Below are 25,755 nucleotides of genomic sequence, written 5' to 3' on the forward strand. Positions count from 1 at the left end.
TGGGCGCTACGGCGACCACCGGCGATGGCAGCGCCATCGCCGGCTTCCACTGGCTTTACCCAAGGAACCCGCGATGTCGGACGATGTCGGTACCCGCCTGAGGGCCCTGCGAAACCTGCGCAACATCTCCCAGCGCGAGCTGGCCAAGCGCTGCGGGGTGACCCATTCCAGCCTGTCGCTGATCGAACAGGGCAAGGTCAGCCCCTCGGTCAGCTCGCTGAAAAAGATCCTCGACGCCATCCCGATGAGCGTCGGCGACTTCTTCACCATGGATCTGGAGAGCAAGAACCAGGTGTTCTACAGCGCCGACGAACTGACCGACATGGGCAGCGGCGACGTGGTGTTCAAGCTGGTGGGCGCCAACCGCGAGTCACGCGCCCTGTCGTTTCTGATCGAGACCTACCCCCCGGGTACCGATACCGGCCGCGAGATGATCACCCACCAGGGCGAGGAAGCCGGGGTGGTGCTCGAGGGCGAGATCGAGATCACCATCGGTGCCGAGACCCGGGTGCTGGGTGCCGGCGAGGCGTACTACTTCGACACCAACGTGCCCCACCGCTTTCGCAACCCCAGCGAGACCCTCTGTCGGCTGGTCAGCTGCACCACCCCAGCGCGAGCCTTCTAGCGAGCGGCGAATACCGTGGCGTCGGCTTAGCGGCGCCCGCCCAGTTCCTGCCATCTGGTCAGTTGCACCACGCCTACGCGAGCCTTCCAGCGTCGATCGGACACCGGCGTCGACTCATAGGCACGGCCCGTCCCGAAAACCACAAAAAAGGCCACGCAAGGCGTGGCCAATCAGGGAGTCATCTCCCATCAGTGCGCGTTGATGACATCGGACCGGAAGTCTAGCTCAAAGCGATCCAGACGCTCTTGAGTTCGGTGTATTCGGCCAGCGAGTGGTGCGACTTGTCGCGGCCATTGCCGGACTGTTTGACCCCGCCGAAGGGCACGCTCTGATCCCCGCCTGCCCAGTTGTTGACGAACACCTGGCCCGACTGCAGACGACGACTGACCCGCATGATGCGGTCGACGTCCTGACTCCACACCCCGGCGGCCAGCCCATAGACCGAGTCGTTGGCCAGGGCGATGGCCTGCTCTTCGCTGTCGAAGCCGAACACCGACAGCACCGGGCCAAAGATCTCTTCACGCCCGATCGTCATGTCCTCGGTGACACCGTCGAACACCGTCGGCTGGATGAACAGCCCCGGCCCGTCGAGCGCCTCGCCGCCGGCACGCAGCCGTCCGCCTTCTTCCTGCCCCTGGCGAATGAAGTCGAGGATGCGGCGGTGCTGGGTCGCATCGACAATCGCCCCCATGAAGCTCGACGGGTCCAGCGGATCCCCCGGCTGCATCGACTCGGCCGCCGCCAGCAGGTGCTCGATAAAGGCCTCGCGCACACTGTTCTCGACCAGCAGCCGCGAACCGGCGATACACACCTCCCCCTGGTTATGGAAGATCGCCTCGGCGGCGTGGTGCGCCACCTGCGCGAGATTCCTGCAGTCGGCGAACACCAGATTGGGGCTCTTGCCACCGCACTCCAGATAGACCCGCTTGAGGTTGGACTGCCCGGCGTACTGCATCAGCTGCTTGCCGACCGCGGTGGAGCCGGTGAAGGCCAGACAGTCGACGTCCATCGACAGCGCCAGCGCCTTGCCCACGGTGTGACCATAGCCCGGCAACACCTGCAGCACGCCGCGTGGCAGGCCGGCCTCCTGGGCCAGAGCAGCCAGACGAAGCGCCGACAGTGGCGACTTCTCCGATGGCTTGAGGATGACGCTATTGCCGGCGGCCAGGGCCGGTGCGATCTTCCAGGCGGTCATCATCATCGGGAAGTTCCAGGGCACGATGGACGCCACCACCCCGATCGGCTCGCGCAGCACCAGCGCGAGCGCCTCTTCGCCGGTGGGCGCGACCTCGCCATAGAGCTTGTCGATGGATTCGGCCTGGTGACGCATCGCACCGATGGCGCCGGCCATGTCACCCAGCGCGCTGGTGATCGGCTTGCCCATGTCCAGGGTATCGAGCAGCGCCAGTTCGTCGCGGTGGGCCTCCATCAGCTCGGCCAGCCGCAGCAGCACCCGCTTGCGCCGGGTCGGCGCCAGGCGCGACCATTCACCACCATCGAAGGCGCGCCGGGCGTGGGCAACCGCCAGCTCGGCATCGGCCTGATCACAGCTTGCGACCCGCGCCAGTACTTCCCCCGTGGCGGGGTTGATGGTCTCGAAGGTCTCGCCGCTGGCGGCGTCGACGAAGCGATCATCGATATAGGCGCGGGTTTCCAGCCGCGCCGTCAGGGTGTCGGCCAGGGCCTGCCAGCCAGCCTTGTCGAGGGGACGACTCATGCATCAGCCTCCTCGGCGGCGGTGATCTCGACGCCCTGGGCGGTCAGCCGGCGCAGCGTCTCGTCCAGCGCCTCCCGGGCCAGACGCACCAGTTCGTCGATTTCATCGTGGCTGATCACCAGGGGCGGTGAAATGACCATGGTGTCTCCCACCGAGCGCATCACCAGGCCTGTCTCGAAGCAGATATCGCGACACAGGTTGCCCACCGCCAGCGACTTGTCGAAGCGCTTGCCGCTGTCCTTGTCGGCGACGATCTCCAGGGCGCCGATCAGACCCAGCGAGCGCGCCTCGCCGATCAGAGGGTGGGACTCCAGGGACTTCCAGCGCGTCGCCAGGTAAGGCCCCAGATCATCACGCACCCGCTCGACCACGCCTTCGGCCTGCATCAACTCAAGGTTCTTGAGCGCTACCGCGGCGCACACCGGATGCCCCGAGTAGGTGAAGCCGTGGTAGAACTCGCCGCCCTCGTCGATCAGGGTGTCGGCGACACGATCACCGACCAGCACCCCACCGATCGGCAGGTAGCCAGAGGACAGCCCCTTGGCGATCGGCATCAGGTCGGGCTTGAGGTCGTAGTGGACGCTGCCGAACCACTCGCCCAGACGGCCGAAACCACAGATCACCTCGTCGACCACCAGCAGAATCTGGTGGCGCTCGAGCACCTCCTTGATCGCCGGCCAGTAGCTGTCCGGGGGAATGATGGCGCCGCCGGCACCCTGTACCGGCTCGGCGATAAAGGCCGCGACCTTGTCGGACCCCAGCTCCTGGATACGCGCCTCGAGCGCCTCGGCGCAGGCACGACCGAAGGCCTCCGGGGTCTGATCACGCCCTTCGCCGAACCAGTAAGGCTGACGGATGTGGGTAATACCCGGCACACAGGGACCACCCTGTTCATGCATCGGCGCCATGCCGCCCAGGCTCATGCCGGCCACGGTGGAGCCGTGATAGCCGTTTTCGCGACCGATGATCCACTGCTTTTCTGGCTGGCCCTTGAGCGCCCAGTAGCGACGCACCATCCGCAGCACGGTGTCGTTGGCCTCGGAGCCGGAACCGGTGAAGAACACCCGGTTCATGTGCGCCGGTGCCAGTCGACACAGGGTCTCGGCAAGCTCCACCGCCGGTGGATGAGTGGTCTTGAAGAAATTGTTGTAGTAAGGCAGCTGTGTGAGCTGCTCGCTGGCGGCGTCCACCAACTCCTGACGCCCATAGCCGAGGTTGACGCACCAGAGCCCCGCCATGCCATCGAGGATGCGATGCCCATCCGCGTCCTGGATGTAGACCCCCTCGGCGTCAACGATGATACGACTGCCTTCCTCCCCGAGCGCCTTGAAGTCGGTGAAGGGGTGCAGATGGTGTTCGCGATCGAGCTCTTTGAGCCGTGCGGCGCCTGGCGAGGTCATGGCCAAGTCTCCCGATATTGGTGAGTTGCTTTGTTATGGTTTACTCAACATAACCACCCTTCTCATGAAAGCCAAGCCCAGCGCAGCATTTCCTTAGAAAAAAACCATAAGTAACTGATTATCGGTTTACTACCATCGTACAATGTCGATATTTTTTATTTTTAGCCACAAAAAAAATTGACAACCACCGACCAAACGACCAACTTTCATTGACGCCAAACGGCGCTCTCCACACCTTCCAACAACAACCGGGGCCACCATGAAACCACCATGTCCTTCGCCGACGGGCCGGCGAAAAACCCGATGCGCGCCTTTGCTCTTGCTGTCGCTCTTGCTGCTGTGGGCGAGCCTTTCCACCGTCCAAGCAGCACCCCAGCTGAGCGGCCCGGACATCCTGCTCGAAGGGGTCGCCACCGACGTCCAGGCCAGCGGGCTTGATCCCGACCGCCCCTGGCACATCGACGACGGCACTCGCCGCCATCCGCTCGAGGTCGACGCAGACGGGGTCGCGACGCTCAGCCTGACCGTCACCGACGGCCCACGCACCCTGTCGCTTTACGACGCCTCCAACACCCCCGCCGCCACCCTCGAACTCGACCCTGTTCCCGCCTGGCTCTCGCTACTGCCTGCCCTGACCGCCATCACCCTGGCGCTGGCCTTCCGCCAGGTCATCCTGGCGCTGTTTGCCGGGCTGTTGCTCGGCGGCTGGGTGCTCCACGGCATGAACGCCGGCGCCCTGCTCGGCGCCTTCGGTGACTCGGTCAACGTCCACGTGCTGTCCGCCGCCAGCGACAGCGACCATATGTCGATCGTGTTGTTCTGCCTGCTGATCGGCGGCATGGTCGGCATCATCTCGCGCAACGGCGGCACCCGCGGCATCGCCGAGCGCATCGCGCGAGTGATCCGTGGACGACGCCAGGCGCAGAATTCCACCGCACTTTTGGGTCTGGCCATCTTCTTCGACGACTACGCCAATGCCCTGATCGTCGGCAACACCATGCGCCATATCACCGACCGCGTGAGGATCTCGCGAGCCAAGCTGGCCTACCTGGTGGACAGTACCGCCGCACCGGTGTCCGCGATCATGCTGGTGACCACCTGGATCGGCTTTCAGGTCGGGCTGATCAGCGAGGCGATGGATGCCATCGATGACTGGAACGAGTCCGCCTACTCGGTGTTCGTCAACGCCATTCCCTACAACGCCTACCCGATCCTGGCGCTCGCCTTCGTCTTCCTGGTGGCCTGGAGCGGTCGTGACTTCGGCCCCATGCTCACCGCCGAGCGCAAGGCACTGTCCGAGCCCGGCGCCCGCCAGGCAATGAGCAGCCGGGAAGCCATCGTCGAGGAAGCCGACATCCCCACCAAGGAAGGCATTCCCACCCGGGCGCTGAACGCGGTGATACCAATGATCGTGCTGGTGGCGATCACCCTGGGCGGGATCTACGCCACCGGTCTCGCTGCCCTCGGCGCCGGCGACCATCAGCTGCGCGACATCTTCGGCGAGGGCGACTCCTTCAGCGCCATGATGTGGGGTTCGCTGGCGGCCTGCGTGACGGCGGTGATCATGACCCAGGCGCAGCGACTGATGAGCATGACCGAAACCGCCCACTACTGGTTCGAGGGCGTCAAGTCGATGCTGCTGCCGATCACCATCCTGATGATGGCCTGGGCCCTGGCCAGCGTGAACGAGGACCTGCACACCAGTGACTTTCTGGTCACGGTGCTGGGCGATAGCCTGTCACCGCAGTGGATGCCGGCGGTGATCTTTGGCCTGGCCGGCTTCACCGCCTTCGCCACCGGTTCGTCATGGGGTGTCATGGGCATCATGATGCCGCTGGTGGTACCGCTGGCCTGGGCCGTACTCGAGCACAATGGCATGGCCGGCACCGCCGAAGGCATGCCGCTGCTGTACGCCTCGGTGGCGGGAGTACTGGCCGGCGCGGTGTGGGGCGATCATTGCTCGCCGCTGGCCGAGACCACCCTGCTTGCGGCCATGGCCAGCGGCTGTGATCTGATCGACCACGTCAGGACGCAGCTACCCTACGCCATGCTGGTCGGCATCGTGGCGCTGCTGTTCGGCGCACTCGGCACCGGTTTCGGCCTGCCCTGGTGGCTGGGCCTGGCGGGAGGCGTCGCCACCCTGACCGCGGTGCTGTTCACCCTGGGCCAGCGCGCGACCGCGGCAACGAAGGTAGCGACGTCCAGCGACGCCAGCTCCTGAGCGCCTCCGGGCGCTGGCTCGCCAGCGCCCGCTCCGTCCAGCGTGACGAATTACTACCATCACAACGACAGCGCCGCCCTCCTGGGGCGGCGCTTTCGTTGGGACGACTTGAGGTGTTGTGACGACGTTGACAAAGGGTGCCAGCACGACGTGGTGACCCTGTGACTACGGCACCGCTGCCATCTGCTAAGTGATGGGTCGCCAGGAGGCCTGGGGCGATGACCCCGTCGCAGGCTTACTCCTGCTCTTTCATCATCTCCTGACGTTTTTCGGTGGCGGCCGCACTGCCTTCGAGCAGTTCGGCGTTGTAGCCATCCATCTTGCCCTCGGCATTGCCCGGGTCCGAGGAGCCCTCGAGCATTTCCTGACGCTTCTCGGTAGCCGCGGCGGACCCTTCCAGCAAGGTCTCGTTGGTCTGATCCATCATGCCTTCACCGGGCTGAGAAGTGGCCGCCTGCTCTTCCATTTCCTGGCGATGCTCATCCTGGGCACTAGACTCCGCCAGGGCCGTCGCCGCGCTCAGAGACAGCAGCGAACCCGCAAGCACCAGCATCAAAGACGAACGCTTGATCACCATGGTCTTCTCCTTCGATTCCTTGAGAGGGGGCATCCAACTGCGAGCATCAGGGGCGATCCTCACCGTTTGAGCATAGAAGGATCTCTATGCCTGTCGAGGCAGCGGACAGCTTTTCCCCTCCGACAGTGGTAAGTCGGCACAGTATTCATCGAAGCAGGCAGAACACAGCGTCAAACACACCGCCTGGCTGACGTCATTGCCCAACTCGGCACGACGCCGACGCCCAGGACATTAGGCGCTGTCCGAAAAGTCGACGAGCGAAGGTTAGACAAGGCAAAAATCGGTGAGAAAGCGCAGTTTACGGGGTGTAAATGAGCATTTTGATCCGATTTTTAACGCCGTATTACCGAGTGCAGGCACTTTTCAGACAAGCCCTAGTGCGTCGCACAGGCAGCAGCAAAGCCCTTGAAGATGGCGTCATACAGCGGATGGGACTGGGGCTCCCACTCCGGATGCCACTGCACCGCCAGGGTGAACCCCGGCGCGTCAGCCACCGAGATGGCCTCCACCAGCCCGTCCGGCGCCAGCGCCTCGACGCGCAGCCCCTCACCAAGTCGATCGACACCCTGCTGATGCAGCGAGTTGACCCGGGCGCTGGCCTCGGGGTAAAGCGCGGCCAGACGGCCGCCTGGCTGAATCTCGAGGTCGTGTACCGGCGCATACTGCTCGGCCTTTTTACCCTCCGGCTCGCGGTGATCGAGCCGCCCCGGCACCCGCTGCACCGCCTGGTGCAGGCTGCCGCCGAAGGCCACGTTGAGCTCCTGAAATCCTCGACAGATGCCCAGGAGCGGCAATTGCTGCTCCAGCGCCAGCGGCACCCAGCTCATGGCGGCGGCGTCGCGATCCACGTCGTCCCGGGTATTCTCCGGTTCGCGTTCAGCACCGTAGCGCTCGGGCAGTACGTTGGTGTAGCTGCCGGTCAGCACCAGTCCATCGAGGCGCGCCAGCAGCGCCCGGGCATCTTCCTGACCCTGCCCTTGCCACACCGGCAGCATGATCGGTTCAAGACCGTAGTCACGCAGGGCGCGCAGATACTTGTCGGTCACCATGTGGGCCGGGTGACCCTCGACCTCTCGACGGCAGGCGATGACGCCAACCAGCGGACGATTGTTCATCGAACTCCTCGCAGCTCTATCCGTTGTTATGGTTTCCTCAACATACCTTGGTCGGATTTTCTTGCCAAGCCCGACGCGGAAAATCTTGACAGAAAGACTAACAACAATTTGTTTTTATTGCCTTTTATAAAACTAAAGACCGCTCGACTCCTCGACATGCCCCTCACCTCTACGCGTAAATAATTTGACACCATGGCCCGGTCAGCGAAACACTAGCCACATCACAACGAACCAACAAAAGGTGACAGCATGGGCACCCCCAGCGTCGACGAAGCTCGCGACTTTCTGGCCCGACATCCCGAGGTCGACAGCGTAGACCTGCTGATCAGCGACATGAACGGAGTGCTGCGCGGCAAGCGCATCCCCCGTGACAACCTCGAAAAGGCCTACGTAAGCGGCATCCAGCTCCCCGGCTCGGTGTTCGCCCTCGACATCACCGGCAATACCGTCGAGGAAACCGGGCTGGGGCTCGACATCGGCGATCGCGATCAGGTCTGCCGCCCCATTCCCGGCACCCTGATGGTCACGCCCTGGCAGCGCAAGGGACGCCAGGCGCAACTGCTGATGAACATGCGCGATGACCAGGACGGCCCCTTCTTCGCCGATCCCCGCAACGTGCTGGCGCGCCAGGTCGAGCGACTGGCCGAGCGCGGCCTCAAGGCGGTGGTCGCGCTGGAGCTCGAATTCTATCTGGTCGATCGCCAACGCGACGAGATGGGTATGGCCCAGCCCTGCCGTTCCCCGGCCAGCGGCGAGCGGGCGAGCGATAGCCAGCTATATTCGATCAACGAACTCGACGAGTACGCCGACTTCCTCGAGGAGGTGCACGCCGCCGCCCAGCTACAGCAACTGCCGCTGGACACCGCGCTCAAGGAGTGCGCCCCGGGGCAGTTCGAGATCAACCTGATCCACGGCGATGACGTGATGAAGGCCTGCGACAGCGCGGTGCTGCTCAAGCGCCTGATCAAGGGCGTGGCACTGCGCCACGGCTTCGAGGCCACCTTCATGGCCAAGCTGTACGGCGGCGAGGCCGGCAACGGCATGCACGTCCACATGAGCCTGATCGACGAAAGCGGCGACAATGTCTTCGCCGACAGCGATGGTGACCCGCTGGGGACCCCTGCCTTGCGTCATGCCATCGGTGGCCTGATGGAGCTGATGCCTGCTTCGATGGCGCTGTTTGCGCCCAATCTGAACTCCTTCCGACGTTTCCAGCCCGGCCTCTATGTGCCGATGACGCCGACCTGGGGCTACGATAACCGCTCGGTGGCACTGAGAATCCCCTCTGGAGCCAACGCCGCCCGCCGGGTAGAACATCGAGTAGCCGGAGCCGATGCCAACCCCTATCTGCTGCTGGCCACCCTGCTGGCCTCGGTCTGTCACGGTCTGGAAACCGCTGCCTCGCCGGGGGAGCCCGTCACTGGTAACGCCTACCGCCAGTACGAGCCCACCCTGACCAACAGCTGGTCAAAGGCCCTCGACCTGCTGGAGCACAGCGAACCACTCGGGGAAGCCTTCGGCCAGGCGTTTCTCAAGGTGTTTCTGGCCAACCGTCGCGCCGAGCGCGAACTGGCCATGCAAAGCGTCAGTCGCCTGGAGTACGACTGGTACCTGCGCCACGTCTGAGCGCGGGAAATCACGACGCTATCGCCCCGGACTCCCGTACCGGGCAGGGACGCCCTGTGCGCTCGCCCGGCACGAACGCAAGACCGCAAGACCGCAAGACCGCAAGACCGCAAGACCACTGGGCCCCGTCCGAAAAGTCGGCGAGCGAAGGTTAGACAAGGCAAAAATCGGTGAGACAGCGCAGTTTACTAGCAGTAAATGAGCATGTTGATCCGGTTTTTAACGCCGTATTACCGAGCGCAGGCACTTTTCAGACACGCCCTGAGCCACACCCGATATAACTCACAGCAATCACGGGTACCCTCTCATGACAACCACAACGCCCCTTGTCATCGATCCAGGCCTCGCACTGGAGGTGACGCCATGACCCAGACCAACGCACCGTCCACCCATCCCTTCGCCCCCGGCAAGCCCAGCCAGAAGGGCAAGGGTCGCACCTTTGCCATGGTCGCAGGACTTATTGCCCTGGTGGCCGGCCTGACCGTCCACCACGAAGCCGGCACCCCCTTCGGCTGGATCAGCCTGGTGCCTTCGCTGATCGTGCTGGTGGTGGCGATTGCCACCCACAGGACCCTGGAGGCCCTGGCCATCGGCGCGCTGTCCGGACTTATCCTGATCGAGCCGAGCGACTATATCGGTGCCCTGGCCGACGTCTCGCTGTCGGTCATGATGAACGAGACCATCGCCTGGCTGATCCTGGTATGCGGCCTGATGGGTGGCTTTATCGCCATGCTCGAGAAGTCCGGCTGTACCCTGAGCTTCAGCCACTTCATGAGCCGCCTGGTCAAGACCCGCCGTCAGTCACTGCTGTGCACTGCGGTACTGGGACTCCTGATCTTCATCGACGACTACCTCAATGCGCTGGCGACCTCGGCGGCGATGAAGCGGTTGACCGACCGTTTCGGCGTATCGCGGGAAAAGCTTGCCTATATCGTCGACTCCACCGCCGCCCCGATCTGCGTCCTGGTGCCGATCTCGACCTGGGCGGTGTACTTTGCCGAACTGCTGGAAACCAACGGCGCCACCGATGGCCCCGGCATGTGGCTGTACATCCAGTCGATTCCCTACATGCTGTATGGCTGGGTCGCCATGGGCCTGGTCTTTCTGGTGGCCATGAGCATCGTGCCTGACCTTGGCCCGATGAAGACCGCCGAGGCCCGCGCCCGCGCCGGTCAGACGATTCCCGACGGCGCCCCGGATGAGCCGCTTGGCGACGACACCCCGCGTGGCAACCCCTGGCTTGGCCTGTTCAACTTCGTCGCCCCGATGGCGGTGCTGATCGGCGCCAGCGCCTACTTCGAGATCGACCTGCTCAAGGGCGTAATCGCCGCCACCCTGTTCACCATCGTGCTGTTCCTGGTGCAGCGCCTGTCCACCTTCTCGAGCCTGATGGACTCGATCATGGACGGCTTTCGCACCATGATGCTGCCGCTGGCCATCGTCGCCGTTGGCTTCGTGCTCAAGGAGGTCAACGACCAGCTCGGCATGACCCAGTTCATGATCGACGCCCTGGCGCCCTACATCACCCCGGCGCTGCTGCCGGCCATCGTCTTCATCTCCATGGCGGTGGTGGTGTTCGCCACCGGATCGTCCTGGGGCGTGTTCGTGATCTCGATCCCCATCGTGATCCCGATGGCCGCCCATATGGAGGTGTCGATGCCGCTGGTGGTGGGCGCCCTGCTGTCGGCCTCGAGCTTCGGCAGCCACGCCTGCTTCTTCTCGGACTCCTCGGTACTGTCATCCCAGGGCAGCGGCGTCCTGCCGATGCAGCACGCCCTGACCCAACTGCCCTACACCCTGATCGGGGCAACCGTCACCAGCCTCGGCTTCGTGGCGCTGGGCTACGCGCTGGTGTAACGAAACCGGGAGCGCAATGCGCTCCCGGTTTTCGTATCGCGACACACGCCTAGATCGAAGAAAGACCGTACTTGTCGAGTAGCTCCACCAGCATCCTGCCGCTATTTACCCGGTGCTCCCGGTGGTGGTCCCTGGCGGCGATGACGTCACCATTCTGAATGGCCTGGACAACGGCCCGATGGTCGTTGTTCGATGACGTCGGCCGTGGCCGTAGTCCCAGGGTCAACATGCGCACACGGTGGGACTGATCCCAATAGGTGTTGACGATGGTGGCGATGCGGCGATTGCCGCACAACTCCACCAGCAGCAGATGGAATCGCTCGTCCGCCGCTGCCCAGCGGGTCAGGTCGTCATCGGCCAGGGCGTCGTCCATCTCATCCACAGAATCCATCAACTGGCCGAGCTCTTGGTCGGATAATCCACGTCGTGCCAGCAACTCGACCGCCTGGGTCTCGAGCGCCGTCAACACATCGTATATCTCGACCATATCCTCGGCCGATACCGGCAACACTCGCATTCCGTGGCGCGGCCTGATTTCCACCAGCCCTTCATTGGCCAGCCGAATCATTGCCTCTCGAACGGGCGTCCGGCTCATGTCGAGCAGTTCCGCCAACTCCTTCTCGAGGCGGAAGGATCCCGAGGAAAACTCGTTGTCGAGTATCCGACGCTTTATCTCGTAGTACGCCTTTTCCGGCAGCGACAGCTTGTCCCCCGGAGGCCCCTCGCCCCTGCTCGCCGGCATGGATCGAGAAGACGTGTCTCTTGAGTTCATCGCTGCAAATCCTCAGCTTCCACAGACGTCACTGGACACACGAAGCCGCCTGCCTTCTCTGGCAGAGGTGTAGACAGCCTCTTCGATGTTCATGTTGGCGAGATAGTCAGACGCGGTATTTGCCAACCTCGACCGCCCCATCAGGCCATCCACCACATGGCGGCTGAACCGATAGACGCAGTCCCCGCCAAAACCGTGATCCACCCACTCATAGTCGATATCCTGCCACAGATTCTCCCCGTGCCTTCTGTAACCCAGGGTGCCATCGCCTCTCAGCACCAGCACACCCTCGCTTCCTTCGATGGTCATTTCGCCCATGGTCAGCCGCTGGTTTTCGGCGCAGTGATCGGACAGGCGGTTGCCATCCAGAACGGCGCGAACGCCACCGGCACACTCCATGATGACATGCCCCGCATCCTCACCGGCGATAGCCGGGTTGAGGCGCCTCAGTTCGGCATAGACAGCGGACACCTCGCCGAAGAGATAGCGAAAGGTGTCGATCCAATGTATCCCGGTCTCGTGGATCAGAAACCGCTCCATCTTCTGAAAGTACGGCTGCCTCTCCAGATAGGCCTGCGGCCCCTGTCCATCTCCAGGGCGCAGCCGGAACGTCGCCTGATAGATCTGCCCCAGCCTGCCCGCGGCGATCTGCCGCTGGATCTCTTCGTACCAGGGCTGAAACCGGACGTTTTCATGAACGATCAGTTCGATCCCGCTTTGCTCGGCCAGGGCGGCGGCTTGGCGCGCCTCCTCCAGGCTTTTGCAGAACGGCTTCTGGCAGATCACGTTCACCCCGCGCTCCGCCGCCAGGCGGATCAAGGCCAGGTGTGAAGAGGGCGGCGTGATGATATCCAGCACGTCGGCGCGCGCTTCCTCCAGCATCGCCAGGACATCCGAGTAGACCTCCCAGCCCCCATGACGCTTGGCCACCTCCCGAGCACGAGAGGTGTCCTGATCACACACGCCCACCACCTGAACCTCGGGGATGCGTGACCAGGCATCATATTGAAACTGGCTGAAGTATCCGGCGCCAACCGCCGCCACCCTTAGCTTTTCCATCAACAACCTACCTCCTGCGACCTGCCATTGTGAGCGGCGCACCACCCAACCATCAAAAGCTACTGGGTCGGAAGCTCGACCAGCTGGGCCATGACCGCCTCGAACACAGCGGTCGTACCGGCATCCCCACCCAGCTCACAGGTCACCAGGGTGCCAGTGGCAAAGGCAGCGTCCACGGCTTCTCGCAGCAACTTGCCTGCCTTCAGCGCCGGTTCACAGTCGTGCTTCTCTCCCAGCCACTCCAGCATCATCACACCGGACAGCACCATGGCCGTTGGATTGGCGAGGCCCTTGCCAGCGATATCCGGCGCACTGCCATGGCATGGCTGAAAGACCGCGTGATCATCGCCGATGTCCGCGGAAGGCGCGTAACCCATGCCACCGATCAGACCGGCGCCCAGGTCGGACAGTATGTCGCCGAACATGTTCTCGGTGACCATCACGTCGAGATCCCAGGGCCTGGTGACCATGTTGAGCGCCGCCGCGTCCACGTACATGTGGTCGCAGTCGAGCTGCGGATGCGCCTTGGCCCTCTCGTCGAAGATCTTGCGGAAGAAGGCAAATGACTTGAACACATTGGCCTTGTCGACACAGGTCACCCTGCCCATCCCCCCCTGGGCCTGGCGGCTTTGTCCCAGCGCCAGGGTGAAGTCGAACAGTCGCTGACTCACATCCCGGGTGATGACCAGGGTATCGCGCGCTTCCTCGTCGCCCTTGATCTCGCCCCTGCCGTGAGACGCAAACAGGCCCTCGGTGGACTCGCGCACGATCACGAAATCGAGTTCGTGGGCGCTGGGGTTATTGAGCATCGGCTGAAGCCCGGCGATGGTGCGCACCGGCCTGACCCCGGCGTACAGGCCGAAACGGAAGCGGAAGTCGATCTGTGGCGAGATCTCGGTGCCATCCGGATAGCGAACGTCCGGCAGCCCCATGGCACCCAGCAGGATCGCATCGGCTTCATCGGCACGCTTCAACGAGGCCTCGGGAAGCGACTCCCCCGTATCCCTGAAGTGGGCGGCACCGGCAGGCAGCTCCTCGAAGCTCGCCGATACGCCCCCGACCCGCGCCATGGCTGCCTCCAGCAGCGTGACGCACGGCTTCATGATTTCCTGGCCAATGCCGTCACCGGGAAAGACAGCGATGGAAAAGTGGGTCTTGTTGGTCATTTGACAGCCTCTCGCTATTGTTGGTTGTTACTTGAAGAAGTCAGGCATCGGCGCCGGCGAGTGCCGAACGCAATCGGGTCAAGGGAGCACGCCAATGTATCGGCGCCACGCCGCGCACTGGCGCCTGAAACGAGGCAAGGCGGTCCCCCAGCAGGCAGCCAAGGTAAGCCCGATCGAGGTCACTGCCGCCAAATGCCAGGCTCGATACGTGACCGAGTCGACGACTGACGACGCCATCCAGGTGAGGGCGCCCCATCCGACCGGCGTCAAACGCCTCCTCCACTTGCTCGAGATAGGCCTCGTCGCTGTCTTCCAGCACGACACTCTGCTCCCCGGTCGGCGAGACCCGGATGACACGGTTGCTGACGATACTGGTGATCCAGGCCCCGCCTTCGACATCGAAGGTCACCCCATCGGGGAAGGTGCCAGGGCCGAACTCACAGACGGTCTGGCGCTCGCCGAGTCGTCCCTTTTCCTCCACGGAAAAACGGCTCAGCCGGCGGGCAAAGGTTTCATTGACGTAGAGCCACTGCCCATCGGGGTGCAAGGCGCACTCGTTGGTGTAACCCAGGCCATCGGCGACGATTCTGGCGTCACTGCCATCGGCGTTGGCCAGAGCAATAAAACCGTCGGCCACCGCCGCGCTGTATCCCTTGGCGCGGGGCTGCTGACGGGTACTGACGGTGATCCAGAGGCGGCCGGCGCCGTCTCGATGAACGAAGTTGGTGGGAGGCAGGGCGACACCGTCGATCTCGGTCACCAATGGCTCCAGGACGCCATCGACATGCAGCCGGAAGACGCCCCCCTGGTCTTCGCCCAGATGGGTCGCGATCACACCGCCGTCGTCTTCCAGAGCAATACCGTTGGGACGAAGCTGGAAGCCCTGCTGGTTCGACAGGATGCGAAGGGCCGGCGTGCGATCTGCATGACGGAAGATCGCCACGCCACCGCTGTCGGTCCAGTCTGCGGTCATCAGCAGGCCACTCGAATGTGTCAGCACGCACTCGGGCCGACTCAAGTCGCCACCGCTATAGTCCAGCGCTTCGAGTTCGATCATGTTGTTCCTGGGTCTCGTTGTTCTGTTCTTGCGTTGGTCAGCTTTCTTGTTGTTCCGGGATTTCGATGTTCCGGGGGACCGTATCCGTGGCCCTTTCACCAGCGTTTGACGACCAACTCGTTAACGTATACATTAACACATGCACAAAGCCGGTCAAGACCAGACCGCGTCAGCCACCCGGGCGACCGGCACAACAACAAGCGACGAGGAAGCCAAATGAAACGTCATGTCACGCCAGCCATCGCCCTGCTCATGGGGCTCTCCTTTCACGCAGCCGCCGCGGACTACCCCGAACGCGACATCACCAATGTGGTCGTGTGGTCGGCCGGCGGCGGCACCGATGTCGCAAACCGGGTCGTCAGTGCTGAAATGAATGCCTTCCTTCCCAGGCGCATCAACGTGGTCAACAAACCGGGCGGTGTCGCTGGCTCCATCGGCATGAGCCATGTCAGCAACCAGCCCGCCGACGGCTATACGTTGGCAGGTCTGTCCGAATCCAATGTCGCCGCGGCGGTCCAGGGCGGCTGGGAAAATACCTTCGACAGCTGGTACCCCTTCATCATCGGGGGATCACCGGATCTGATCTCCGTGGGCAGCAATTCGTCCTATACCACCCTGGAAGAACTGGTGGAGGCGGCCTCCAGCGGCGACGTCACCATCAAGGCAGCCGCGGGGGGCTCGGGCTCCGTTCATCACCTCAATCTGCTCGCCTTCGAGAAAGGCACAGGGGCAGATCTCAACTTCATTCCCTACCCGGGTTCCGCGCCGGGCCAGAACGCCGCCATCACGGGTGAAGTCAGCGTGGTCATCACCTCGCTTGCCGAGCAGCAGCAACTGATTGCGGCCAATCGACTTCGGCCCCTGGCGGTGCTGACCGATAGCCCGGTCGACATCGAGGGAACCGGTGAAATCCCCTCTGCCTTCGACAGCTATCCGCAGTTGAAGGAATATCTGCCTATTCGACAGACGATCGGTTTTGCCGTCCGCGACGATGCCCCGGAGGAGGTCAAGGAGACCCTTGAACAGGCGTTCGAGCAGGCACTGGAAACCGACGCGGTGAAACAGTGGGCAGAGGACAACTACTTCCAGTTGTCCGGCAAGACGGGAGAAGAAGCCTCGGAGGAATTCTCTCGACTCGAATCCCTCTTCTCATGGACGCTGTATGACCTCGAGTCTGCTTCCATCAATCCGGAGGAATTGAATATTCCAAGGCCCTGATCGCGACTTCTTCGTTCCCGATAACCGAAGGCCCGGAGGCAATCGTTGCCTCCGGGCATTTTCCGGGCCACGTCAATACCTCGTAGAACATCAGGTTCACTGGACACATCATGATTGACAGCAAACAGCTCCCTGAACCCGAGAATCAGGCAGGCGCCGCTTTCTCGGAGAACGACGAACTCATCCAGCGGCGACGCCGCGATTTCTTCACGAGCCTGGCACTGCTGCTGCTGGCATTCGCCATGCTCGCAAAATCCCTCACCTTCCCCATGACCGACAGCTACGGCGGTGTCACCAACGCCTGGTACGTTTCCCCCGCGCTGTTCCCCCTGTCGATCGCCGTCACCCTGGGGTTGGTGTCGCTGCTGTTGCTGCGACGCGCCATCCTCGATGGCGGCGCCAGACGCAGAGAGAGCGCCTCGAAGGGCCGATCGAAGGCGTCCTTTCCAGCATCTGCTTCCTGTCGTGTGGCCGTGATCATGGCCTTTATCGGTCTGTACGTTTACTCGTTCGTTCCCAGCGTCGATTTTGCACTGGCCAGCGCCCTCTTCCTCTTTCTCTTCATCACACCTTTCTATATCGAAAAGGTGGCTCTCATTCCCCTGACACTGGTCGGCGCCGTCATCGCTTGCGTGCTCATCACACTACTGAGCCATCGGCCAACATCTCAGCAGTACGCCCTGGATCTGGTAGCTATCGCCACGCTTCTGACAGTCGCCACCATCGCCTGGTGGTTGCTGCGCCATTCGCCTAGCGAATGCAGGAAACTGCGCACCGTCGTGCTGGTCAGCATTGCCGTTCCCCTGGTGCTGGTACCGATCTTCCGTTTCTTCCTGCTGGTACCACTCCCGGTGGAAGGTCTGGTGATAGACACCATGCAAGCCCTCGTCAGCCGCCTGACGGCCCAAGGTTAAGGAGACACTCGCATGGACTTTATCGCGCAGCTTTCGGTATTCGCGCATGCCATCTGGCAGATCCTTACCAACCCCGCGATGGTGGCGCTACTGCTGGGGTCGAGCTTCCTGGGTATCATCTTCGGGGCGCTTCCCGGCCTGACCGCGACGCTCGGGGTCGCCCTGCTGACCACGCTGACCTATTCGATGGACCTTCAGACGGCACTGATCTCGCTGATCGCCATGTACGTGGGGGCGGTCTACGGTGGGTCCTACCCGGCCATTCTCATCAATATCCCCGGCACCGCGGCGGGCGCCGCCACCGCCATGGACGGCTACCCCATGGCCCAACGGGGGGAAGGCGGCAAGGCGCTCGGCATGACCACCACCGCGTCCTTTATCGGCACCCTGATCGGCATGGTCGCGCTGATCGCCCTGGCACCGCTGATCTCCGAGGCTGCGCTGCAGTTCACCTCCTATGAATTCTTTCTTCTGGCGCTCTTCGGCATCATCATCAGCGGCACCCTGACGAGCAAGGACCTGGTCTACAAGGGATGGATCGCCGGACTGCTGGGCCTTGCGCTATCGACGATCGGTCGTGACCAGCTTCAGTTCTTCCCCAGGTTCACCTTCGGCCTGCCGGAGCTGGACGGTGGCATCGAGGTCGTTCCGGTGTTGATCGGCGCCTTTGCGATCCCGCAGATCATTCGCACCCTGCGCGACAGGGTAGCCCTCGGCAGTCCCCAGCCCGTCAAGCGCGTGCTGCCCGAATTCCGTGCGGTCTTCCGCAATCTGCGCCACGTCATCCGCTCGGCGTTCATCGGCGTGGGTATCGGTGCCGTCCCCGGCGTCGGCGAGGATATCGCCGGCTGGGTGTCCTACGGCACCGCCCAGAACTCCTCTGCCCACCCTGAACGCTTCGGCAAGGGCGAACCTGCCGGCCTGGTCTCGTCGGAAACGGCCAACAATGCCTGTATTGGTGGTGCGCTCATTCCTCTGACGACCCTCGGCATTCCAGGTAGCCCGCCGGCGGTGATGCTGCTTGGCGCGTTGATGCTGCACGGCCTGAACCCGGGTCCGATGATCGCCATCACCCAGCCCAACTTCCTGGTCGAGCTCACCGCCATTATCGCCCTCGCCTCCCTGGCCATGTGGATCAACGGCATGTTTCTGGCCAAGCACGTCATCAAGGTGCTGCGGGTACCCTCGTCAATCTTTCTGCCGATTGTCGCGGTGCTGTCGGTCATCGGGTCCTACGCGCTGGGCCTCAGCCTGCTGAATCTCTACCTGATGGTGCCGATCGGCATCGCCGCCTACGTCCTGGGAGAGATGGACTATCCCATTTCGCCTCTGGTCATCGGCGTCATTCTGGGCCCGATGGCGGATGAAAACCTGCGCCGCGCCCTGATGGTGTCCGAGGGCAGCCTGATGGGATTCTTCGAACGACCGGTGTCGCTACTGCTGATCGCCGTGATCGTGCTGACCATCGCGTCTCAGATCCCGGCCTGGAAGCGCTATCGCAGCCGCCTTTGGAAGAAATTCAGAGGGCGTGCGCTAGCTGGCAAGCCAGCGCATGGCGCCGACGACCCTCAGTAGCGTCACATCGACAAGGGGACGGGTGTCGGCACCGAGCTGCCGACACCAACGCTCATCCACCCCACTCTCATCAGTCACCGCTCTCATCCACCCCAGACAGGAGACATTCACCGTGCACGCCGTCATCGTCAGTTTTACCCCGCAGCAAGGGTGTGCCGATCGCCTCGAGGCACTACTGCTGCGCCAAGCCTCGGATAGCCTGGAAAAGGAACGTCACTGCCAGCGCTTCGATGTGATTCGACTACGGAACGAGAACACCTTCGTCCTCTACGAGCTCTACCGCGACGAAGACGCCTTCAGATGGCATCTGGAGACCGACCACTTTCATGCCTTCGATCAGAAGAGCGCACCGCTGGTGGCGGAGAAGAAGGTTCTTCAAGGAGACCTGCGCCAGGCTTGACGCAACCTGGATCTGCGAGCACACCAACCCTACAGCCACCCCATGGCCTGCATCGCCTGATTGGCAGGCACCAGCACGTAGCGTACGCACACAAACCCCACCAGGCTGAGTGCGAGGGTATAGGGTGCGGCCATCCACACCATGCGGCCGTAGGAAAGGCGAATCAGCGGTGCCACCGCCGAGGTCAGCAGAAACAGGAAGGCAGCCTGACCATTGGGCATCGCCACCGACGGCAGGTTGGTTCCGCAGGCCACCGCCACGGCCAGCAGGTCGAACTGCTCGGCGCCGATGCGCGCAGCGCTTAAGGCAGAGTGGATTTCGCTGATGTAGACGGTGCCGACGAAGACGTTGTCCGAGACCATCGACAGCAGACCATTGGTCACGTACACCAGGCCCAGCTGCTCACTGCCTTGGCGTGACAGCACCAGCTCGATCACCGGTGCAAACAGATCCTGCTCGATGATCACCGCCACCACCGCGAAGAACACCACCAGCAGGGCGGTGAAGGGCAAGGCTTCCTCGAAGGCCTTGCCAAGGGCGTGCTCCTCGGTGACGCCGAGAAAGGCGCTGGCCAGGACGATGACGGCAAGCCCGATCAGCCCCACCGACGCCTCGTGGCGAGCCAGTGCCACCACCAGCCAGACCAGCACCGCCGCCTGCACCCATAACCTGGCCACCTCGATCAGCGACTGGCCTGCCCGCTCCTTCCGGTCGTGCTCGACCAGGATGGCGCGTACCTTGACCGGCAGACGCTGGCCGTAGCCAAAACAGCGCAGGCTTTCCACCAGCAGGCAGGTGGCAAGGCCTGCGACCAGCACCGGCAGAGTGACAGGCGCCATACGCAGCACAAATTCGCCAAAGCCCCAGCCAGCCTGCTCGGCGATGATCAGGTTCTGGGGCTCACCGACCATGGTCGTGACACCGCCAAGCGCGGTCCCCATGGCGGCGTGGAGCAGCAGCGAGCGCAGAAAGCGACGGTAGTCGATCAGGTCCTGGTGGCTGACCTCGGGGAGACCGCTATCATCGCTGTGGTCATGATCGTCGTGCTGCCCCTTCATCGACGCCACCCGATGATAGATGGCGTAGAAACCCATCGTCACGCTGATCACCACCGCGATCACCGTCAAGGCGTCCAGAAAGGCGGAGAGCGCTGCCGTCGTCACACAGAAACACAGCGACAGCAGACGCTTGGACGTGACGCCGATCAGCAGGCGTGTGAACGCCTTGAGTAACAGCTGCTTCATGAAGGTGATGCCCGCCACCATGAACACCAGCAACAGCAGGACGTCCAGGTTGAGCGCCACCTCGTGCATCACACTGTCGGGGCCGGTCATGCCGATGGCCACGGCTTCCAGTGCCAGCAGCCCACCAGGCTGCAACGGATAGCACTTCAGCGCCATGGTCAGGGTGAAGATAAACTCGACCAGCAACAGCCATCCCGCGACGAATCCCCCAGACCAGGCATAGACCAGCGGATTGATCACAAGGCAGACCAGGATGGCGGTCTTGTACCAGTCCGGCGAGGGACCGATAAAGTTGCGAAAGAAGGCCTGGGGCAGCGTCGTCACCATCGACGGGCTCCTTGTCGATACGGCGGCGTTTCAGTATGCCGGCGAAAAGCGGCGCAATCCGCGTGACTGCGTCAACAAACCGCCCTGAACCAACGGAGTATCGGCTTGTCACGCCTACCACGCCGGGCTAGCGTGAAAAACGCCACAACACCGATGAGGAATCGCCTGTGAAATGGGCTCGCACCAGCCGTGACAAGATGCACCATCACGCCGATACCATCGGCAACCTTCTCGTGGAAGGCTTTCACTACCTGGGACTCTTTGTCATCGGCGGGATGATCGCCTGGGCCTCGGTGGTCGCCTTCCTCGACATGCTGACCAGTGGCCACGCCAGCGTCGACGACATCCTGCTGCTGTTCATCTATCTTGAGCTGGGCGCCATGGTGGGCATCTACTTCAAGACCAATCACCTGCCGATTCGCTTCCTGTTGTATGTCGCCATCACCGCCCTGACCCGCTACCTGATCGGTGACATTTCCCACCACCCCAAGCCCGACGCCGGTCTCTTGTACCTGTGCGGCGGCATCTTCCTGCTGGCCCTGTCCGTGCTGGCGGTGCGCTTCGCCTCCTACAAGTACCCCTCCAGCAAGCCCATCGACGCCCTCGGCAAGGTGGTCAACAAGACCAACAGCGATCTGTAGGACGCCCGGGACCAGCGCCCCTGCCCACGTTCAGGTTCACAACCACAGCGACGACAACAGCCCCCGCCAGCCAGCATCGAAAGATACCGGTTGACGGGGGCTGGGTGTTTACCCGAAGGCTGAAGACCGGAACCAGGTTCCCGTCAGGACTCTATCAGGGCTCTATCAGGGCTCTATCAGGGCTCTATCAGGGCTCTATCAGGGCTCTATCAGGGCTCTATCAGGGCTCTATCAGCGCTCTATCAGGACTTGTCGGGGGCACCCCGGACCACGTCCCACTGGGGCTGACCCTGCTCGATCAGCACACGCTCGCCGTCGGGGGCCTGCTCCAGACGCGCCACCTGACGCACGCCGTCATACTCCCAGGCCACGTCGTAGCCCAGGGTCTTTTCACGGGTGTCGTTGACGGTGTGGCACCGCTGTTCGGTGGTGGTATAGGTCTGGCCGGCCTCGACCCGACGCTGCACTTCGCGTCCGGCGAAGCCACCGCCGATGGCACCGGCCACGGTGGCGATCTTGCGGCCGCTGCCTCCACCGATCTGGTTGCCCACCAGGCCACCGACCACCGCACCGGCAGCGCTGCCCAGAATGCTGTGCGGGTCCCGGGTCGGCGCCTGGCGTGTCACCTGAACGTTCTCGCAGACCTCTCGCGGCGTGGAGACGGTCTCGGTAACCGGCGTGACGGCGGTAATATCGGCGAACTGCGGCCCCTGGGGCGCCTGCTGCACCTGCCAGGCGCCAAATGCCAGGCCACCAAGGCCAAAGACCGCGAGGGTGGAACCGACGATGATCGACTTGCTCATGCTGTTCTCCTTGCTCCGCCGGGGTGCTCGCTTAGCGCGCGAGAGGCGCCGCGGCAGATGTCTTGGCGATGTGATAACCCTATCCTAGCCGTTATCGAACAGCGTTCGAAGCATCATGGAGCCACTTGCAAGTTGTTTGTGAGGCTGTCGCAACCCACCGACAAAGGTGCCCCCGATCGGCGACGACGGGCGCTGCTGCCCTCGCCTCTCATGCCATTGCCCCCCCCCCTGCCCACACATCACAACGCCTCGCTGCCGGGGGCAGCGCGGCGTTGCGCGAGACGCGACAATGGGGCTCACAAGCCGGGAGCGCGGGTCACCGGGCGATCCCGCTCCCATTGTCTTGCCCGCACTATCAGTTGCAACGGCCTGCGGCTAGATGCCCAGCTTGTCCCGGGTCTGGTAATACCAGGCGCCGATGGCGGACAGCGGCACCCTGAGCATGCGGCCGCCAGGGAACGGCAGATGCGGCAGGCCGGCGAAGGCATCGAAGCGCTCGTCACGGCCGGTCATCACCTCGCTGATCAGGCGACCGGCCAGGTGGGTGCAGGTCACGCCATGACCGGAGTAGCCCTGGGCGTAGTAGACGTTGTCATTGATCACCCCGAACTGGGGCAGTCGGTTGAGGGTCATCAGGAAGGTCCCGCTCCAGGCGTAGTCCACCTTGACCGTCTTGAGCATCGGGAAGGTCTTTTCCATCTTGGGACGAATGACCGCCTCGATGTCCTGGGGGTCCTCGCCGCCGTAGTTGACTCCCCCGCCGTAGATCAGGCGGTTGTCGCGGGTCAGGCGGAAATAGTCGAGCAGATAGTTGCAGTCTTCCACCGCCATGTTGTTGGGCAGAAGCTCCCGGGCCAGGTCCTCGCCGAGCGGCTCGGTGGTGATGATCTGGGTGCCGCAGGGCATCGACTTGGCCTCGAGCTCCGGCATCACGCCGCTCATGTAGGCGTTACCCGCCATCACCACACGCTCGGCGCGAACGCTGCCGTTGCGGCTCTTCAGTACCACCGGCTGGCCGTGTACCAGCGACTCCACCGGGCTCTGCTCAAAGATCACACCGCCCAGGGATTCCAGCGCCGCCGCCTGGCCCAGCACCAGGTTGAGCGGATGCAGGTGTCCACCGGAGTGGTCCACCAGGGCGCCGGTATAGCGATCGCTGCCCACCTCGCGGCGACAGGCGTCGCCTTCCAACAGCTCCAGCCCGTCGTGGCCGTAGCGCTGCCACAGCGCCTGATGCTCGCGCAGCCCCTTGAGCTGGCGCTCGTTGCAGGCGGCGAACAGGTTGCCTTCGCGCAGGTCGCACTGGATGTCGTAGCGGGCGATGCGCTCACGGATGATGCGATTGCCCTCGAAGGCCATGTCGCCGAGGGCACGCGCGGTGTCGGAGCCGTACTTGTCCTCGATCACGTCCATGTCGCGGCTGTAGCTGTTGACGATCTGACCGCCGTTGCGGCCCGAGGCGCCGTAACCGACCCTGGCTGCCTCCAGTACCACCACCTTGAGCCCCTGCTCCGCCAGATGGAGCGCGGCGGAGATGCCGGTGAAGCCAGCCCCGACCACGCAGACATCACAGCTTACCTCTCCCTCGAGGGCCGGGCGCTGGGGTGAGGCATTGGCCGAGGCGGCATACCAGGACGCGGCATGCTGGACCTCGGCGGCCCCTCCACGGGGATCGGTAGCGGTGGAACGGCTGGACATGACGGACTCCCAAAGTGGTTATTTTATTCAACACCAGATCGCATTCTACGCGGCGAAAGGAGACATCTTCAAGATAAAGACATGGAATAATCACCACCACGCACCGACGCCATAGCCCCACAACGCAGCAAGCCAGGTACCTGGCCTGGCTCGCTGATGGTGCCTCATGCCACCGTCTCGGGCTTGCGCCACCTTCTCGGGATCGCGTCACCTTCTCAGGCCTACGCCACTCTCTGAGCTTCGCGCCACCTTCTCAGGCTTGCGCCACCCCGGGGCGTCCTCCAAGGCCGCGACTCACACCCGCAGCAGCAGGTGCTCACGCTCCCAGGACGAAATCACCTGAAAGTACTCACGGTGCTCGGCCCGCTTTACCGCCAGGTAGCTGTTGGTAAAGCGCTCGCCGAGGATACCTGCCAGGGCGTCACACTCGTGCAGCAGGTCCAGCGCCGGTCCGATATCGTCGGGCAGCTTGTTGCCGCCGGACCAGGCCGAGCCGACCATGGGCGGGCGGGGCTCCACCTGGCCGAGCATGCCGAGGTAACCACAGGCGAGTGACGCCGCCATGACCAGGTAGGGATTGGCGTCGGCACCGGCCAGTCGGTTCTCGACTCGGGTGGCCTCGGGCCCGGAGACCGGCACGCGCAGGCCCACGGTACGGTTGTCCATGCCCCACTCGACGTTGATCGGCGCCGAGCCCGAGGTCTCGGTACGCAGCAGCCGCCGGTAGGAGTTGACGTTGGGGGCCAGCAGCGGCATCGCCGAGGGCAGGTAGCGCTGCAGGCCGCCAATGAAGTGGTGGAACAGACGGCTGGGCTGGCCGTCCTCGCCGGCAAACAGATTTCGTCCGCTGGCCGGGTCGATCAGGCTCTGGTGAATGTGCATCGAGCTGCCCGGCTCATTGGCCATGGGCTTGGCCATGAAGGTGCCGTACATGCCGTGGCGCAATGCGGTCTCGCGCAGCACCCGCTTGAACAGCACCACCTGGTCGGCCAGAGCCAGCGGATCACCGTGCTGGAAGTTGACCTCCATCTGCCCGGCGCCCTCTTCGTGGATCAGGGTATCCAGATCCAGGTTCATCGCTTCGCAGTAGTCGTACATCTCCTCGAACAGCGGATCGAACTCGTTGACCGCATCGATGGAGAAACTCTGGCGGCTGCTTTCCTGGCGACCGGTGCGCCCCACCGGCGGTTCCAGCGGGTAGTCGGAGTCGGTGTTGGTCTTGACCAGGAAGAACTCCACCTCCGGTGCCACCACCGGGACCCAGCCACGTGCCTGGTACAGCTCCAGCACCCGCTTGAGCACATAGCGCGGCGCCAGCTCCACCGGCTCGCCGCTCAGATAGTGGCAGTCGTGGATGATCTGGGCGGTAGGATCGTCGGCCCAGGGCACCAGGAAGACGGCGTTGGGGTCAGGCACCAGCTCCATGTCCCGCTCGGCAGGATTCCAGAAGCGGATGTCGTCATCGTCGGGATACCCCCCGGTGACGGTCTGGATAAAGATGGAGTCCGGCAGGCGCGGTCGTCCGCCGTTGAGGTACTTGCCCGCGGGCATGATCTTGCCCTTGAGGATGCCGGTAAGGTCGGTGACCAGGCACTCGACCTCGGTGATGCCGTACTGCTTGAACCAGTCGCTGAGCGCTGGGCTTTCCTGGCGGTTACTCATGAGAGTGTTCCGTTACGTGAGTGTCTCACTCGGTGGCCGAGCCCCGACGTCGCCGGGGCTCTTTCCTTGCAGGGCGGCCCG

The 25,755-nt window shown here is 63.4% G+C and carries 21 protein-coding genes; 9 read left to right on the top strand and 12 right to left on the bottom strand.

Annotated elements, in window-relative coordinates:
- Nucleotides 1-73 precede the first annotated feature (73 nt).
- Complete coding sequence (locus NFI08_RS19735; RefSeq protein ID WP_045993048.1) at nt 74-625, top strand: cupin domain-containing protein; 552 nt, start codon at nt 74-76, stop codon at nt 623-625.
- Between the two features lie 220 nt (nt 626-845).
- Here NFI08_RS19735 and NFI08_RS19740 read toward each other — a convergent pair whose 3' ends face one another.
- Together NFI08_RS19740 and NFI08_RS19745 are read right to left on the bottom strand one after the other, a co-directional pair.
- Nucleotides 846-2,342: an aldehyde dehydrogenase gene (locus tag NFI08_RS19740; protein ID WP_349591316.1), complete on the bottom strand. Its 1,497-nt coding sequence runs from the start codon at nt 2,340-2,342 to the stop codon at nt 846-848.
- The gene (locus NFI08_RS19745; RefSeq protein WP_349591317.1) at nt 2,339-3,742 is read right to left on the bottom strand and encodes an aspartate aminotransferase family protein; all 1,404 of its coding nucleotides are present in this window, start codon (nt 3,740-3,742) and stop codon (nt 2,339-2,341) included. The genes NFI08_RS19740 and NFI08_RS19745 overlap by 4 nt, the downstream gene beginning before the upstream one ends.
- 319 nt (nt 3,743-4,061) lie before the next feature.
- On the opposite strand from NFI08_RS19745, the gene NFI08_RS19750 reads away from it, so the two are divergent.
- Nucleotides 4,062-5,963, top strand: coding sequence for a Na+/H+ antiporter NhaC family protein (locus tag NFI08_RS19750; RefSeq protein ID WP_349591318.1), 1,902 nt, complete (start codon nt 4,062-4,064; stop codon nt 5,961-5,963).
- Nucleotides 5,964-6,198: 235 nt separating this feature from the next.
- Here the strand turns inward: NFI08_RS19750 and NFI08_RS19755 are convergent, their stop codons facing one another.
- Nucleotides 6,199-6,540 carry a hypothetical protein gene (locus NFI08_RS19755; protein WP_349591319.1) on the bottom strand — a complete coding sequence of 114 codons (342 nt, stop codon included), beginning with the start codon at nt 6,538-6,540 and terminating at the stop codon, nt 6,199-6,201.
- A gap of 374 nt (nt 6,541-6,914) precedes the next feature.
- Nucleotides 6,915-7,655, bottom strand: coding sequence for a gamma-glutamyl-gamma-aminobutyrate hydrolase family protein (locus NFI08_RS19760; protein ID WP_349591320.1), 741 nt, complete (start codon nt 7,653-7,655; stop codon nt 6,915-6,917).
- A gap of 249 nt (nt 7,656-7,904) precedes the next feature.
- Here NFI08_RS19760 and NFI08_RS19765 point away from each other — a divergent pair, with 249 nt between their 5' ends.
- On the top strand, nt 7,905-9,281 hold the full coding sequence (locus tag NFI08_RS19765) for a glutamine synthetase family protein (RefSeq protein WP_349591321.1): 1,377 nt from the start codon (nt 7,905-7,907) through the stop codon (nt 9,279-9,281).
- Nucleotides 9,282-9,644: 363 nt separating this feature from the next.
- On the top strand, nt 9,645-11,138 hold the full coding sequence (locus NFI08_RS19770) for a Na+/H+ antiporter NhaC family protein (protein WP_045994500.1): 1,494 nt from the start codon (nt 9,645-9,647) through the stop codon (nt 11,136-11,138).
- 49 nt (nt 11,139-11,187) lie between these two features.
- Here NFI08_RS19770 and NFI08_RS19775 read toward each other — a convergent pair whose 3' ends face one another.
- The 4 genes from NFI08_RS19775 to NFI08_RS19790 are packed head-to-tail and all read right to left on the bottom strand — an operon-like array spanning nt 11,188 to nt 15,192.
- Nucleotides 11,188-11,910, bottom strand: coding sequence for a GntR family transcriptional regulator (locus NFI08_RS19775; RefSeq protein ID WP_349591322.1), 723 nt, complete (start codon nt 11,908-11,910; stop codon nt 11,188-11,190).
- A gap of 12 nt (nt 11,911-11,922) precedes the next feature.
- Nucleotides 11,923-12,969 (bottom strand): Gfo/Idh/MocA family protein, encoded by a 1,047-nt coding sequence (locus tag NFI08_RS19780; RefSeq protein ID WP_349591323.1) that lies wholly within the window; start codon nt 12,967-12,969, stop codon nt 11,923-11,925.
- 59 nt (nt 12,970-13,028) lie between these two features.
- Complete coding sequence (locus tag NFI08_RS19785; RefSeq protein ID WP_349591324.1) at nt 13,029-14,135, bottom strand: isocitrate/isopropylmalate dehydrogenase family protein; 1,107 nt, start codon at nt 14,133-14,135, stop codon at nt 13,029-13,031.
- A gap of 40 nt (nt 14,136-14,175) precedes the next feature.
- A complete protein-coding gene (locus NFI08_RS19790) occupies nt 14,176-15,192 on the bottom strand; it encodes an SMP-30/gluconolactonase/LRE family protein (RefSeq protein ID WP_349591325.1) in 1,017 nt (338 codons plus the stop codon).
- Between the two features lie 216 nt (nt 15,193-15,408).
- Between NFI08_RS19790 and NFI08_RS19795 the strand changes: the two genes are divergently transcribed.
- The 4 genes from NFI08_RS19795 to NFI08_RS19810 all read left to right on the top strand — a co-directional run bounded on the left by NFI08_RS19795 (nt 15,409) and on the right by NFI08_RS19810 (nt 19,299).
- Entirely contained in the window at nt 15,409-16,410 is a 1,002-nt protein-coding gene (locus tag NFI08_RS19795; protein WP_124803790.1) for a tripartite tricarboxylate transporter substrate binding protein, read from the top strand.
- 110 nt (nt 16,411-16,520) lie between these two features.
- On the top strand, nt 16,521-17,324 hold the full coding sequence (locus NFI08_RS19800) for a tripartite tricarboxylate transporter TctB family protein (protein WP_349591326.1): 804 nt from the start codon (nt 16,521-16,523) through the stop codon (nt 17,322-17,324).
- 12 nt (nt 17,325-17,336) lie between these two features.
- Nucleotides 17,337-18,899 (top strand): tripartite tricarboxylate transporter permease, encoded by a 1,563-nt coding sequence (locus NFI08_RS19805; RefSeq protein WP_213227270.1) that lies wholly within the window; start codon nt 17,337-17,339, stop codon nt 18,897-18,899.
- A 112-nt stretch (nt 18,900-19,011) separates the two neighbouring features.
- Entirely contained in the window at nt 19,012-19,299 is a 288-nt protein-coding gene (locus NFI08_RS19810) for a putative quinol monooxygenase (protein ID WP_349591327.1), read from the top strand.
- Between the two features lie 29 nt (nt 19,300-19,328).
- Here NFI08_RS19810 and nhaB read toward each other — a convergent pair whose 3' ends face one another.
- Entirely contained in the window at nt 19,329-20,870 is a 1,542-nt protein-coding gene (gene nhaB, locus NFI08_RS19815; RefSeq protein ID WP_349591328.1) for a sodium/proton antiporter NhaB, read from the bottom strand.
- A gap of 167 nt (nt 20,871-21,037) precedes the next feature.
- On the opposite strand from nhaB, the gene NFI08_RS19820 reads away from it, so the two are divergent.
- Entirely contained in the window at nt 21,038-21,511 is a 474-nt protein-coding gene (locus NFI08_RS19820) for a phosphate-starvation-inducible protein PsiE (RefSeq protein ID WP_197037120.1), read from the top strand.
- Between the two features lie 242 nt (nt 21,512-21,753).
- On the opposite strand, the gene NFI08_RS19825 is transcribed toward NFI08_RS19820, so the two are convergent.
- The 3 genes from NFI08_RS19825 to NFI08_RS19835 all read right to left on the bottom strand — a co-directional run bounded on the left by NFI08_RS19825 (nt 21,754) and on the right by NFI08_RS19835 (nt 25,674).
- The gene (locus NFI08_RS19825) at nt 21,754-22,314 is read right to left on the bottom strand and encodes a glycine zipper 2TM domain-containing protein (RefSeq protein ID WP_045995242.1); all 561 of its coding nucleotides are present in this window, start codon (nt 22,312-22,314) and stop codon (nt 21,754-21,756) included.
- 375 nt (nt 22,315-22,689) lie between these two features.
- Nucleotides 22,690-24,012 (bottom strand): NAD(P)/FAD-dependent oxidoreductase, encoded by a 1,323-nt coding sequence (locus NFI08_RS19830; RefSeq protein ID WP_349591329.1) that lies wholly within the window; start codon nt 24,010-24,012, stop codon nt 22,690-22,692.
- Between the two features lie 294 nt (nt 24,013-24,306).
- Nucleotides 24,307-25,674 carry a glutamine synthetase family protein gene (locus NFI08_RS19835; protein WP_045995153.1) on the bottom strand — a complete coding sequence of 456 codons (1,368 nt, stop codon included), beginning with the start codon at nt 25,672-25,674 and terminating at the stop codon, nt 24,307-24,309.
- Nucleotides 25,675-25,755: the final 81 nt, after the last annotated feature.

It is taken from the genome of Halomonas sp. EF61 (assembly GCF_040147045.1).
In the GTDB taxonomy this organism is placed as follows: domain Bacteria; phylum Pseudomonadota; class Gammaproteobacteria; order Pseudomonadales; family Halomonadaceae; genus Halomonas; species Halomonas litopenaei.